This is a genomic window from Streptomyces coeruleoprunus (genome assembly GCF_039542925.1).
GTDB classification, from domain to species: Bacteria; Actinomycetota; Actinomycetes; order Streptomycetales; family Streptomycetaceae; genus Streptomyces; species Streptomyces coeruleoprunus.
The window spans coordinates 5,109,119-5,122,019 of the sequence record NZ_BAABIT010000001.1 but is presented as its reverse complement, the minus strand read 5'-3'; the positions used below and the strand labels follow the sequence as shown (position 1 = coordinate 5,122,019).

Annotated in this window: 10 protein-coding genes; 3 read left to right on the top strand and 7 right to left on the bottom strand. The window is 72.5% G+C overall.

The genetic code is table 11. The features are described from left to right. Nucleotides 1-95: 95 nt before the first annotated feature. The 4 genes from ABEB09_RS22825 to hrcA all read right to left on the bottom strand — a co-directional run bounded on the left by ABEB09_RS22825 (nucleotide 96) and on the right by hrcA (nucleotide 4,260). A complete protein-coding gene (locus tag ABEB09_RS22825; RefSeq protein WP_345691770.1) occupies nucleotides 96-839 on the bottom strand; it encodes a 16S rRNA (uracil(1498)-N(3))-methyltransferase in 744 nt (247 codons plus the stop codon). Next, on the bottom strand, nucleotides 836-1,909 hold the full coding sequence (locus ABEB09_RS22820) for a nitronate monooxygenase (RefSeq protein WP_345694047.1): 1,074 nt from the start codon (nucleotides 1,907-1,909) through the stop codon (nucleotides 836-838). The genes ABEB09_RS22825 and ABEB09_RS22820 overlap by 4 nt, the downstream gene beginning before the upstream one ends. Nucleotides 1,910-2,103: 194 nt before the next feature. Beyond that, complete coding sequence (gene dnaJ, locus ABEB09_RS22815) at nucleotides 2,104-3,243, bottom strand: molecular chaperone DnaJ (RefSeq protein ID WP_345691769.1); 1,140 nt, start codon at nucleotides 3,241-3,243, stop codon at nucleotides 2,104-2,106. Next, nucleotides 3,244-4,260, bottom strand: coding sequence for a heat-inducible transcriptional repressor HrcA (hrcA, locus tag ABEB09_RS22810; protein ID WP_345691768.1), 1,017 nt, complete (start codon nucleotides 4,258-4,260; stop codon nucleotides 3,244-3,246). Between the two features lie 199 nt (nucleotides 4,261-4,459). Here hrcA and ABEB09_RS22805 point away from each other — a divergent pair, with 199 nt between their 5' ends. After that, a complete protein-coding gene (locus ABEB09_RS22805; protein WP_345691767.1) occupies nucleotides 4,460-5,191 on the top strand; it encodes an MBL fold metallo-hydrolase in 732 nt (243 codons plus the stop codon). A gap of 204 nt (nucleotides 5,192-5,395) precedes the next feature. Continuing rightward, a complete protein-coding gene (locus ABEB09_RS22800) occupies nucleotides 5,396-6,199 on the top strand; it encodes a DUF3097 domain-containing protein (RefSeq protein WP_345691766.1) in 804 nt (267 codons plus the stop codon). A gap of 126 nt (nucleotides 6,200-6,325) precedes the next feature. On the opposite strand, the gene hemW is transcribed toward ABEB09_RS22800, so the two are convergent. The 3 genes from hemW to lepA all read right to left on the bottom strand — a co-directional run bounded on the left by hemW (nucleotide 6,326) and on the right by lepA (nucleotide 11,781). Continuing rightward, entirely contained in the window at nucleotides 6,326-7,558 is a 1,233-nt protein-coding gene (hemW, locus tag ABEB09_RS22795) for a radical SAM family heme chaperone HemW (protein WP_345691765.1), read from the bottom strand. A gap of 82 nt (nucleotides 7,559-7,640) precedes the next feature. Next, complete coding sequence (locus ABEB09_RS22790) at nucleotides 7,641-9,539, bottom strand: AMP-dependent synthetase/ligase (RefSeq protein ID WP_345691764.1); 1,899 nt, start codon at nucleotides 9,537-9,539, stop codon at nucleotides 7,641-7,643. Between the two features lie 373 nt (nucleotides 9,540-9,912). Then, a complete protein-coding gene (gene lepA, locus ABEB09_RS22785) occupies nucleotides 9,913-11,781 on the bottom strand; it encodes a translation elongation factor 4 (RefSeq protein WP_345691763.1) in 1,869 nt (622 codons plus the stop codon). A gap of 218 nt (nucleotides 11,782-11,999) precedes the next feature. Here lepA and rpsT point away from each other — a divergent pair, with 218 nt between their 5' ends. Then, nucleotides 12,000-12,266 (top strand): 30S ribosomal protein S20, encoded by a 267-nt coding sequence (rpsT, locus tag ABEB09_RS22780; RefSeq protein ID WP_345691762.1) that lies wholly within the window; start codon nucleotides 12,000-12,002, stop codon nucleotides 12,264-12,266. Nucleotides 12,267-12,901 lie beyond the last annotated feature (635 nt).

The window sequence follows — 12,901 nt, the reverse complement described above, 5'->3', positions numbered from 1 at the left end:
TCCGCCCACCCGGGCGGACCGCCGGTTCCGTCGTGGGCGGTCCTGGGGGCGGGCGGCCCGTCCCGCCGCGGAGCGCCTTGGGAGCCGGCGGCCGGTCACGACCAGCGGCCGGTGCGGCCCAGCAGGAGGGCCGTGGCGGCCGTGCCGGCGGTGGAGGTGCGCAGGACGCTGCGGCCCAGCCGGTACGGCTTCGCGCCCGCCTCGGCGAACGCCGCCAGCTCGTCGGGCGACACCCCGCCCTCGGGGCCCACGACGAGGACGATCTCGCCGGTGGCGGGCAGCTCGGCGGTGGCCAGGGGTTCGGCGCCCTCCTCGTGGAGGACGGCGGCGAAGTCGGCGGCGGCGAGCAGCTGGGCGACCTGCTTGGTGGTCGCCGCGTCGGCGACCTCCGGGAAGCGGAGCCTGCGCGACTGCTTGCCGGCCTCGCGGGCCGTGGCGCGCCACTTGGCGAGGGCCTTCAGGCCCCGCTCGCCCTTCCACTGCGTGATGCACCGGGCCGCCGCCCACGGCACGACCGCGTCGACGCCGGTCTCGGTCATCGTCTCGACGGCCAGCTCGCCCCTGTCACCCTTGGGGAGGGCCTGGACGACCGTGATGCGTGGTCGGGGCGCGGGCTCGGTGCGGACGTCGGTGACGGCGACGTCGAGCCGGTCCTTGCCCTCGACGGCGGCGACGGTGCCGTACGCGCCGCGGCCCGCGCCATCCGTCAGGACGATCTCCTCGCCCGCGTGCAGCCGCCGTACGGAGACGGCGTGCCGGCCCTCCGGCCCGTCGAGGGTGATCGTTCCGCCGGGCGCGGCGGCGGTGAGGTCGTCGACGACGAAGACGGGGGCGGTCATGAAGCACCTCGCAGGGCCAGTGCGGCGACGGCCGACTGGAGTTCGGAGTGGAGGACCTCGACGAGCTGTCCGGCCGGCAGCTCGCGGGCCATGCGGTGGCACTGGCCGGCCCACAGGGCCATGCCCTGCGGGTCGCCGGCCTTGGCGGCGGCCTTGCGCAGGCCGCTGGTGAGGTGGTGCACCTCGGGGTACGCGGCGGGGGCGTACGGGCCGTGCTCGCGCATGAACCGGTTGACCAGGCCGCGGGCCGGGCGGCCGGAGAACGCCCTGGTCAGCTCGGTGCGGTTGAACAGCGGGTCCGTCATGGCCCGCTTGTGCAGGGCGTGGGCGCCGGACTCCGGGCACACCAGGAACGCCGTGCCGAGCTGGGCGGCCTCGGCGCCGGCCGCGAGGACGGCGGCGATCTGGCTGCCGCGCATGAGGCCGCCCGCTGCGATCATCGGCAGCTGTACGGCCTCCCGCACCTGCGCGATCAGTGACAGCAGGCCTGTGCCCGAGCAGCCGTTCGCCGGGTCGTCCCGGTGCGTGCCCTGGTGGCCGCCGGCCTCGATGCCCTGGACGCACACGGCGTGCGCCCCCGCGCGCTCGGCCGCGCGGGCCTCCTCCGGCGAGGTGACCGTGACGACGGTGTACGTGCCGACGCGGGCGAAGGACTCCAGGGTTTCGGCGCTGGGGCAGCCGAACGTGAAGGACACGACCGGTACGGGGTCGTCGAGCAGGATGGCCAGCTTGGCCTCGTACCCGTCGTCGCGCCCCGCGTCGGGGTCGCCGAGGGGGGTGCCGTACCAGCCGGCCTCACCGGCCAGCTGCTGGCGGTACACCTCGACGGCGGCGGGGTCGGCCTGCCCGGACTGCGGCATGAACAGGTTGACGCCGAAGGGCCGGGGGGTGAGCCCGCGGACCTGTTTGACCTCCTGGTACATCCCGTCGGCCGTCTTGTACCCGGCCGCCAGGAACCCGAGGCCGCCGGCGCCTGACACCGCGGCGGCAAGGCTGGGGCAGGAGGCACCGCCGGCCATGGGGGCCTGCACGATCGGATAGCGGCAGAGGCCGGTCAGCGCGGGGGGCATGACGGAGGACATGCAGGCATGGTGTCACGCCCCCGGCACGACGCCGAATCCCCGATTCCGAGCCCGGCCCGGCCACTACGGGTTCCGCCCTCGTACGCCGACGCCCGCCGTCGGCGGCGGGCGTACGCACGGCATCGGGCCGCGGGCCGTAGGCCGTGCTGTCCGGGGCCGCCCCCGGACAGCACGGGCGCGGGCTACCGCCCGTTGAACGCGTCCTTCAGGCGCGAGAACAGGCCCTGCTGGCCCGGCGCGAACTGGCCCATCGGCCGCTCCTCGCCGCGCAGCTTGGCCAGCTCCCGCAGCAGGCGCTCCTGCTCCGGGTCCAGCTTCGTGGGCGTCTGCACCTCGACGTGGACGATCAGGTCGCCCCGGCCGCCGCCCCGCAGGTGCGTGACGCCCCGGCCGTGCAGCGGGATGGACTGGCCCGACTGCGTACCCGGACGGATGTCGACCTCCTCCACGCCGTCGAGCGTCTCCAGCGGCACCTTCGTGCCGAGCGAGCCCGCCGTCATCGGGATGGTCACCGTGCAGTGCAGATCGTCGCCGCGCCGCTGGAACACCGGGTGCGGCAGCTCGTGGATCTCCACGTACAGGTCGCCCGCCGGGCCGCCGCCCGGGCCGACCTCGCCCTCGCCGGCGAGCTGGATCCGCGTGCCGTTGTCGACACCGGCCGGGATCTTGACGGTCAGCGTGCGCCGCGACCGGACGCGCCCGTCGCCCGCGCACTCGGGGCACGGCGTGGGCACGACCGTGCCGAAGCCCTGGCACTGCGGGCAGGGGCGGGACGTCATGACCTGGCCCAGGAAGGACCGCGTGACCTGCGAGACCTCACCGCGGCCGCGGCACATGTCGCAGGTCTGCGCCGACGTGCCGGGCGCTGCGCCCTCGCCGGAGCAGGTGGTGCAGACGACGGCCGTGTCGACCTGGATGTCCTTCGTCGTGCCGAAGGCCGCCTCGTCGAGCTCGACCTCCAGCCGGATCATGGCGTCCTGGCCGCGCCGCGTGCGCGAGCGGGGCCCGCGCTGGGACGCCGTACCGAAGAAGGCGTCCATGATGTCGGAGAAGTTGCCGAAGCCGCCCGCGCCGAAGCCGCCCGCGCCCGCACCGGCGCCGGCCGACGACAGCGGGTCGCCGCCGAGGTCGTAGACCTGCTTCTTCTGCGGATCCGACAACACCTCGTACGCGGCGTTGATCTCCTTGAACCGCTCCTGCGTCTTCGGATCGGGGTTCACATCCGGGTGCAGCTCGCGGGCGAGCCTCCGGAAGGCCTTCTTGATCTCGTCCTGGGACGCGTCGCGGCGCACGCCGAGTACGGCGTAATAGTCCGTGGCCACTTACGACTCCGCCAGGATCTGTCCGACGTAACGTGCCACTGCGCGTACCGCTCCCATCGTTCCGGGGTAGTCCATGCGGGTCGGTCCGACCACGCCGAGTTTGGCGACCGCCTCGTCGCCCGAACCGTAGCCGACCGCGACGACGGACGTGGAGTTGAGGCCCTCGTGGGCGTTCTCGTGCCCGATGCGTACGGTCATCGCCGGGTCCGTCGCCTCGCCCAGCAGCTTGAGGAGCACGACCTGCTCCTCCAGCGCCTCCAGCACCGGCCGGATGGTCAGCGGGAAGTCGTGCCCGAAGCGCGTCAGGTTGGCGGTGCCGCCGATCACCAGACGCTCCTCGGTCTCCTCCACCAGCGTCTCCAGCAGGGTCGCAAGCACCGTGGAGACCGTCCCCCGGTCCTCGTTCTCGAACGACTCGGGGAGGTCCTGCACCAGCCTCGGCACGTCGGTGAAGCGCCGTCCCACGACCCGGCTGTTCAGCCGGGCCCGCAGGTCGGCCACGGACGTCTCGCCGAAGGGGGCGGGGCAGTCGACCATGCGCTGCTCCACCCGCCCGGTGTCCGTGATCAGGACGAGCATCAGCCGGGCCGGGGCCAGCGACAGCAGCTCCACGTGCCGCACGGTCGAGCGTGTCAGGGACGGGTACTGCACGACCGCGACCTGCCGGGTCAGCTGCGCCAGCAGCCGCACCGTACGGCCCACGACGTCGTCGAGGTCGACCGCGCCGTCCAGGAAGTTCTGGATGGCCCGGCGCTCCGGCGGCGACAGCGGCTTGACTCCGGCGAGCTTGTCGACGAAGAGGCGGTAGCCCTTGTCCGTGGGGATGCGGCCGGCGCTGGTGTGGGGCTGGGCGATGAACCCTTCCTCCTCCAGCACGGCCATGTCGTTGCGCACGGTGGCCGGCGAGACGCCGAGGTTGTGCCGCTCGGTGAGCGCCTTGGAGCCGACCGGCTCCTCCGTCCCGACGTAGTCCTGGACGATGGCGCGCAGCACCTCGAGTCTGCGTTCGCTGAGCATCGCGCGCACCTCCAGCTGGCTTTCGCTTCATGCCCTCACGGGCCGTGTGCTCTGGCACTCGCCATGTTCGAGTGCCAATCATCCCCGCGGCCAGTGTACGGCGACGAGGTCATTGCCTGGCAAGGGCGGCCGGGCCCGGCGCGGACGGCCGACCACGCTACCGCGCGCCCACGCCGGTCGTTGCCGCTAGCGTCGCGGTATGGACGTCCGTTGGGAAGACTTCGGCTGGGAACGGCTCGCCGAGGGCGTGGGGCGCCGCCGGCTGCCCGTGTGGGACGCGACGACGGCGCTCGTCGTGGGCGAGGAGGGGGCCCTGCTGTACGACGCGGGCTCGACCCTCCGCGAGGGCGCCGAGCTGCGCGGCCAGGTGCAGCGGCTGCTGGGCGGGCGGCGGGTGACGCACATCGCACTGAGCCACCCGCACTTCGATCACGTGCTGGGCGCCGCGGCCTTCGCCGGGGCCCAGGTGTTCGGCGCGGTGGGGGTGGACGAGGTGCTGTCCCGCGACCGGGACGCGCTGCGGTACGACGCCGTACGCCACGGGGTGGCCCCGGGGGACGCGCACGAGGCGACGGACGTGCTGGTGCACCCGCACCACCTGGTGTGCGGCGAGTGGACGCTGGACCTGGGCGGCCGGCAGGTGCTGCTGGCGAACGTGGGGCCCGGCCACACGGGGCACGACCTGGCGCTGCTGGTGCCGGGGGCGGGCGGCTCGCCCGAGGTGGTGTTCTGCGGGGACCTGGTGGAGGAGTCGGGCGACCCCCAGGCCGGCCCGGACGCGATCCCGTCGCGCTGGCCGGCCGCGCTGGACCGGCTGCTGCAGCTGGGCGGCGAGGACGCGCGGTACGTGCCGGGGCACGGGGCGGTCGTCGACGCGGCGTTCGTCCGCGCCCAACGGGAGACACTGGCGCGGCGGTTCGGGGTGCCGTAGGGGCGGTGCGGTGTGTCGGCCGTGGGCGGCGGTTCGGGGTGGTCGTGGACGGCGGTTCGGGGTGCCGTACGCGGCGGGCGTGTCGTAGCGTCTGGCGAATGCGCAGCCACGACCCCGATCCGACCCCTCCCTGACCGCATTTTCCGGGGGACAACCCCTGGACCCCCGGCAGCCGCCCTCCCCCGGACCTCGCAGAGAGAGCCCATGCGCCAGTACGACCCCGATCTCACCGCTCCCTGGAAGAAGACGGCCCCCGTCCCGGAGGTCCCCGCCGAGCCGGACCTCGTGGTGGAGGAGGTGGCGACCGGCTTCTGCGGGGCGGTGATCCGCTGCGAAGCGGGCACGGTGACGCTGGAGGACCGGTTCGGCAAGCACCGGGTGTTCCCGCTGGTGCCGCGCGGGTTCCTGCTGGAGGGGCGTCCGGTCACGCTGGTCAGGCCCCGGGGCGCGGCGCCGGTGCGCCCGTCCCGTACGGCCTCCGGGTCGGTCGCCGTGCCGGGCGCGCGGGCCCGGGTGGCGCGGGCGGGGCGGATCTACGTCGAGGGCCGCCACGACGCCGAACTGGTGGAGCGCGTGTGGGGCGACGACCTGCGCGTGGAGGGCGTGGTCGTGGAGTACCTGGAGGGCGTCGACGACCTGCCGGCCGTCGTCGCGGAGTTCTCGCCGGGGCCGGACGCCCGGCTGGGCGTCCTGGTGGACCACCTCGTGCCGGGCTCCAAGGAGTCCCGTATCGCCGCGTCGGTCACGGGCCCCCACGTGCTGGTCGTGGGGCACCCGTACGTCGACGTGTGGGAGGCCGTGAAGCCCTCGTCGCTGGGCATCCCGGAGTGGCCCCGCGTCCCGCACGGCCAGGACTGGAAGACGGGCGTGTGCCGGGCCCTGGGCTGGCCGGAGAACACGGGCGCGGCGTGGCAGCGGATCCTGGGCGCCGTCCGCTCGTACAAGGACCTGGAGCCGGCGCTGCTGGGATGCGTCGAGCGCCTCATCGATCACGTGACCGTGTCCTGAAGCCCTCCGAGTCGTCGGCCCGCTGGGCTTGGCGGATCGCTCTCCGCACACGCGGAGGCGATCCGTAGATCAGGACTTCGACACGGCCGAGCAGGGCGTCGTCCCCGCCGCTCCGGGGTTTCCCGGTCAGTCCACCAGGTCCCGCACCACCGCGTCCGCGAGCAGCCGGCCGCGCAGGGTGAGGACCGCACGGCCCTCCGTGTAAGGGGCGGCCTCCAGGAGCCCGTCCCTTACCGCCTGCTCGGCGGCGGCCAGCCCGGCGGGCTTCAGCAGCGCGAGGGGGCAGCCCTCGCGGAGCCGCAGCTCCAGCAGGACGCGCTCGACGCGCCGGTCCTCGCCGGACAGGACCTCGCGCCCGGCTCCGGGCGAGCGCCCCTCGGCGAGGGCCGCCGCGTAGGCGCCCGGGTGCTTGACGTTCCACCAGCGCACGCCGCCGACGTGGCTGTGCGCGCCGGGACCCGCGCCCCACCAGTCGGCGCCGCGCCAGTACAGCTCGTTGTGCAGGCACCGGCCGGACTCGGACGTGGCCCAGTTCGACACCTCGTACCAGTGGTAGCCGGCCTCGGCGAGGACGGAGTCGGCGATCAGGTACCGGTCGGCGTGCACGTCGTCGTCCGTCATCGGCACCTCTCCCCGCCGGATGCGGCGGGCGAGCTGGGTGCCCTCCTCGACGATGAGCGCGTACGCGGAGACGTGGTCGGGGCCCGCGCCGATCGCCGCGTCGAGCGAGGCCCGCCAGTCGTCGTCACTCTCACCGGGGGTGCCGTAGATCAGGTCCAGGTTGACGTGGTCGAAACCGGCGGCGCGGGCCTCGGCGACGCAGGCCTCGGGGCGGCCCGGGGTGTGGGTGCGGTCCAGGACCTTCAGGACGTGCTGCCGGGCGCTCTGCATGCCGAAGGAGATGCGGTTGAAGCCGCCCTCACGGAGCGCGGCCAGGTAGGCCGGGTCGACGGACTCCGGGTTGGCCTCCGTGGTGATCTCCGCGTCGTCGGCGAGCCCGAATTCGTCGCGGATGGCGCCGAGCATCCGCACCAGGTCCGCCGCGGCGAGCAGCGTGGGCGTGCCGCCGCCGACGAAGACCGTCCGTACGGGACGCGGGTCGTCGCCCAGGACCTTGCGGGCGAGCCGGACCTCGTCGGTCAGCGTCGCCGCGTAGTTGTCGCGGGACGCCAGGACGCCGCCGGAGCCGCGCAGCTCGGTGGCGGTGTAGGTGTTGAAGTCGCAGTAGCCGCAGCGGGTCGCGCAGTACGGCACGTGCAGATAGAACCCGAGGGGTCGCTCACCGGCCCCGAGCAGGGCGGACGCGGGCAGCGCGCCGTCCTCGGGCATGGGCTCGCCGTCGGGCAGTACGGAAGGCATGAGGTCCATTGTCCGTCACCGCCGCCGGACCGGGCGCCGAGCGGTGAGGGGGACCGCGGGGGTCCCCCTCACCGTGCCTGCGTCACGCCTCGCGGGCGCCCTCGTACATCTCCTCGATGAGGTGCTTGTACTCGCGCTCCACGACCGGCCGCTTCAGCTTGAGGCTGGGGGTCAGCTCGCCGTGCTCGACGTCGAGGTCACGCGGCAGGAGGCGGAACTTCTTGATCGTCTGCCAGCGCTGCAGCCCCTCGTTGAGCCGGTCGACATAGCCCTGGACGAGGTCCTTGACCTGCTGCGTCGCGACCAGCTCGGCGTACGAGCGGCCGCTCAGGCCGTGCTCCGCCGCCCAGCCTTGGAGGGTGGGCTCGTCGAGCGCGATGAGCGCGGTGCAGAAGTTCCGGTCGGCGCCGAGCACGACGATGTTGGAGACGAACGGGCACAGCGCCTTGAAGTGGCCCTCGATCTCCGTCGGCGCGATGTACTTGCCGCCGGAGGTCTTGAAGAGGTCCTTCTTGCGGTCGGTGATGCGCAGGTAGCCGTCGGGGGACAGCTCGCCGATGTCGCCGGTGTGGAACCAGCCGTCCGGCTCCAGCACCTCGGCGGTCTTCTCGGGCAGCTTGTGGTAGCCCTCCATGATGCCGGGGCCGCGCAGCAGGATCTCGCCGTCGTCGGCGATGCGCACCTCGCAGCCGGGCAGCGGCTTGCCGACCGTGCCGGTGCGGTAGGCCTCGCCCGGGTTGACGAAGCTGGCCGCGCTGGACTCCGTCAGGCCGTAGCCCTCCAGGATGTGGATGCCGGCGCCGGAGAAGAAGAAGCCGATCTCGGGCGCGAGGGCCACGGATCCCGACACGGCGGCGCGCAGCCGCCCGCCGAAAGCCGCGCGCAGCTTGGAGTAGACGAGCGCGTCGGCGATCTTGTGCTGGACGGTGAGGCCGAAGGGCGCGGTGGCCTGGCCGGTGCGCCGGAAGTTGTCCTGGGTGACCTTGGCGTACTCGCGCGCCACACCCGCCGCCCACTGGAAGATCTTGTACTTGGCGCCGCCACCGGCCCGTGCCTTGGCCGCGACTCCGTTGTAGACCTTCTCGAAGATCCGGGGCACGGCCGCCATGTAGGTCGGCTGGACGACCGGCAGGTTCTCGACGATCTTGTCGATGCGGCCGTCGACGGCGGTGACGTGGCCGACCTCGATCTGCCCGGACGTCAGCACCTTGCCGAAGACGTGCGCGAGCGGCAGCCACAGGTACTGCACGTCGTCCTCGCGGATCAGGCCGGTCGCGGTGGTGGCCTTGGCCATGTACGACCAGTTGTCGTGCGGCAGGCGCACGCCCTTGGGGCGGCCGGTGGTGCCGGAGGTGTAGATCAGCGTGGCGAGCTGGTCGGAACGGATGGCGGCCACGCGCTCCTTGACGGCCTCCGGGTGCTTCTCCAGGTGCGCCCGGCCGCGCTCCTCCAGATCGGCGAGGGACAGGACCCAGCCCTCCGGCTCGCCCTCGGCCGGCTCGCCCGAGGTGGCCGCGGCCGTGTCGATCACGATGACGTGGCGCAGGTCCGGCAGGTCGGCGCGGCGCTCACGGGCCTTGGCGAGCTGCGCCGCGTCCTCCGCGATCAGGATGCGGCTCTCGGAGTCGGCGAGGATGTACGCGCACTCCTCGGCGTTCGTCTGCGGGTAGACGGTGGTGGTGGCGGCGCCGGCGCACATGACGCCGAGGTCGGACAGGATCCACTCCACGCGGGTGGACGAGGCGAGGGCGACGCGCTCCTCGGGCCGTACGCCGAGGTCGATGAGGCCGGCCGCGATGGCGTACACCCGCTCGGCGGCCTGCCCCCAGCTCAGCGACCGCCACTCGTCGGGGCCCTGGCCCGAGGCCGACGGCACCGGGTAGCGGTAGGCCTCCGCGTCGGGGGTCTTCGCCACGCGCTCAAGGAAGAGGGTCGCCACGGAGGGCGGCCGGTTCTCGATCAGGGTCTGGGTGTCGCTCACGGCGTCCTCCGGCGGGCTGGGCAGAGCCGCATTGAGTGCGGGCTGTTCACTGCTGCGTGAAAGGCGGGCTGAACGGCAGGTTTGTTTAACTCGCGAGTAACCACCGAGCGGCATCAGGTTAGAGCGCCGTGCTCCGCCGCGTAAGGGGCTGCGGCCTCGTGATTCATACCCGGTTCATAACGACTGTGCGCCCACCGTGAAAAAGCCGGAGGCGCCCGTCCGTCTTCCGGACGAGCGCCTCCGCATGCCGTGCGCGCCGCCGCGCGGCGCGAGGGGCGGCCGGCCAGGGCTCCTCCTTCTCGCCCTTACCGACCTACTTCTGCCCTTACCGGCGCCCTGCTTCTTGCCCTTACCGGCGCCCTGCTTCTTGCCCTTACTTCTTGCCCTTGCCCGCGGACTCGTCGCTGGACAGCACCGCGATGAAGGCCTCCTGCGGGACCTCCACGGAACCGACCATCTTCATCCGCTTCTTGCCTTCCTTCTGCTTCTCCAGCAGCTTCCGCTTACGGGAGATGTCACCGCCGTAGCACTTGGCGAGGACGTCCTTGCGGATGGCGCGGATGGTCTCGCGGGCGATGACCCGGGAGCCGATGGCGGCCTGGATGGGCACCTCGAAGGCCTGCCGCGGGATCAGCTCGCGCAGCTTGGCGACGAGCCGCACGCCGTACGCGTACGCCGCGTCCTTGTGGGTGATCGCCGAGAAGGCGTCGACCTTGTCGCCGTGCAGCAGGATGTCCACCTTGACCAGGCTGGACGCCTGCTCGCCGGTGGGCTCGTAGTCGAGCGAGGCGTAGCCGCGGGTCTTGGACTTCAGCTGGTCGAAGAAGTCGAAGACGATCTCGGCGAGCGGCAGGGTGTAGCGGATCTCGACCCGGTCCTCCGACAGGTAGTCCATGCCGAGGAGCGTGCCGCGCCGGTTCTGGCACAGCTCCATGATCGAGCCGATGAACTCGGAGGGCGCGAGGATCGTGGCGCGCACGACCGGCTCGTACACCTCGCTGATCTTGCCCTCGGGGAACTCGCTCGGGTTGGTGACGATGTGCTCGGAGCCGTCCTCCATGATCACCCGGTAGACCACGTTGGGCGCGGTGGCGATCAGGTCGAGGCCGAACTCGCGCTCCAGCCGCTCACGGATCACGTCGAGGTGCAGCAGGCCCAGGAAGCCGACGCGGAAGCCGAAGCCGAGGGCCGCGGAGGTCTCCGGCTCGTACACCAGGGCGGCGTCGTTCAGCTGGAGCTTGTCGAGGGCGTCGCGCAGCTCCGGATAGTCGGAGCCGTCCAGCGGGTAGAGGCCGGAGAACACCATCGGCTTGGGGTCCTTGTAGCCGCCCAGCGCCTCCGTGGCGCCCTTGGCCTGGCTGGTGATCGTGTCACCGACCTTGGACTGGCGGACGTCCTTCACACCGGTGATCAGGTAGCCCACCTCGCCCACGCCGAGGCCGTCGGCGGCGAGCATCTCCGGCGAGTTGGTGCCGATCTCCAGCAGCTCGTGCGTGGCGCCGGTCGACATCATCCGGATGCGCTCGCGCTTGTTGAGCTGTCCGTCGACGACACGGACGTACGTCACGACGCCGCGGTACGAGTCGTACACCGAGTCGAAGATCATCGCGCGTGCGGGCGCGTCGGCGACACCGACCGGGGCCGGGACGTCCTTGACGACACGGTCCAGCAGCGCCTCGACGCCGAGGCCGGTCTTCGCGGAGACGCGCAGCACGTCGTCCGGCTCGCAGCCGACGAGGTTGGCCAGCTCCTCGGCGAACTTCTCCGGCTGCGCGGCCGGCAGGTCGATCTTGTTGAGGACCGGGACGATCGTGAGGTCGTTCTCCATCGCCAGGTAGAGGTTGGCGAGGGTCTGCGCCTCGATGCCCTGGGCGGCGTCGACGAGGAGGATCGTGCCCTCGCAGGCCGCGAGGGAGCGGGACACCTCGTAGGTGAAGTCGACGTGGCCCGGGGTGTCGATCATGTTGAGGATGTGGGTCTTGCCCTGGTGCTCACCCTCGGTGGGGGCCCAGGGCAGCCGGACGGCCTGGGACTTGATCGTGATGCCGCGCTCGCGCTCGATGTCCATGCGGTCGAGATACTGAGCGCGCATCTGCCGCTGCTCGACCACACCGGTCAGCTGGAGCATCCGGTCGGCAAGCGTGGACTTGCCGTGGTCGATGTGCGCGATGATGCAGAAATTGCGGATCAGTGCCGGGTCGGTACGGCTCGGCTCGGGCACGTGGGTAGGGGTCGCGGGCACGCAGGGTCCTGATTCTCGAGACGCCGGGCGCAGGCCTGGCGTCCCTGCTCGGGTCGACGTCGGATCGATACGTAGGTTCCATGGTCCCACGGACGGCGACGTGCGCTCGGTTTGGGCCGCTCCGAGGGCTCCTGGTAGCCTGGGCAGCTGTGTCTCGTGGGCCCTCTCAGCCGCGGGACGCAATCGAAAAATCCTTACGAACCTGAAAAGGCTCTTTCGTGGCGAACATCAAGTCCCAGATGAAGCGGAACAAGACGAACGAGAAGGCGCGCCTGCGTAACAAGGCCGTCAAGTCGTCGCTCAAGACCGCTATCCGCAAGGCCCGTGAGGCTGCCGCCGCCGGCGACGTCGAGAAGGCCACCGTGGCCGCTCGCGAGGCCGCCCGCAAGCTCGACAAGGCTGTCTCCAAGGGTGTCATCCACAAGAACGCCGCCGCCAACAAGAAGTCGGCGCTGGCTTCCAAGGTTGCCTCCCTGCAGGGCTGAGCACCCGCTCCCCGGGCGCAAGCCCGGACCCTCCTTCCCGACCTTCGGGGGCTCGTCCCCGTGAAGTGACGGACGGAACGACTTGATCGCCGGAAGGGACCGAAGCGGGCCCTCTCATCCGCTCCCGACCGGCACATCCCGAGTCCGTACGCGGCCTGCGTTCGCCACGCGGGTACGGGCTCACCATCGTGACCCGAAGGCCCCGGCGGCCGTCCTTCCCCAGGACGCCACCGGGGCCTTCGGCGTGCCTGGGGGTATGCGGGGCGCATGGGGTGCGTTGGGCGCACGGGGTGTGCGGGGCGCACCGGGGGGTGGGACGCGCGGGAGGGGTGGGACGCGCCGGGGGGTGGGACGCGCGCGGGTGGGTGGGCGTGCAGGCGCTGCGGGTGGGTGCCTCCGCGGGTGGGGGCGTCCGCGGGTGGGGGCGTCTGCGGGTGCGGCCTTACGGGGGGCGGGGCCTTCGGGGAGCGTGGGCGTGAGCGGGACGCACAGGTGAGTGGGCGTGCGGACACTGCGTGCGGGGACCTCCGCGGGGACGGGGTCTTCGGGGTACGGGGCCTTCGGCATGCCTGGGCGTGAGCGGAACGCGCAGGCGAATGGGCGTGCGGGCACTGCGCGTGGGGACCTCCGCGGGG

Excerpts from the sequence above, each read along its gene's own strand:
- hrcA (WP_345691768.1), bottom strand. The coding sequence starts at position 4,260 with ATGCTCAGCGAACGCAGACTCGAGGTGCTGCGCGCCATCGTCCAGGAC.
- ABEB09_RS22805 (WP_345691767.1), top strand. The coding sequence starts at position 4,460 with ATGGACGTCCGTTGGGAAGACTTCGGCTGGGAACGGCTCGCCGAGGGC.
- ABEB09_RS22820 (WP_345694047.1), bottom strand. The coding sequence starts at position 1,909 with ATGCCCCCCGCGCTGACCGGCCTCTGCCGCTATCCGATCGTGCAGGCC.
- ABEB09_RS22825 (WP_345691770.1), bottom strand. The coding sequence starts at position 839 with ATGACCGCCCCCGTCTTCGTCGTCGACGACCTCACCGCCGCCGCGCCC.
- ABEB09_RS22800 (WP_345691766.1), top strand. The coding sequence starts at position 5,396 with ATGCGCCAGTACGACCCCGATCTCACCGCTCCCTGGAAGAAGACGGCC.
- hemW (WP_345691765.1), bottom strand. The coding sequence starts at position 7,558 with ATGCCTTCCGTACTGCCCGACGGCGAGCCCATGCCCGAGGACGGCGCG.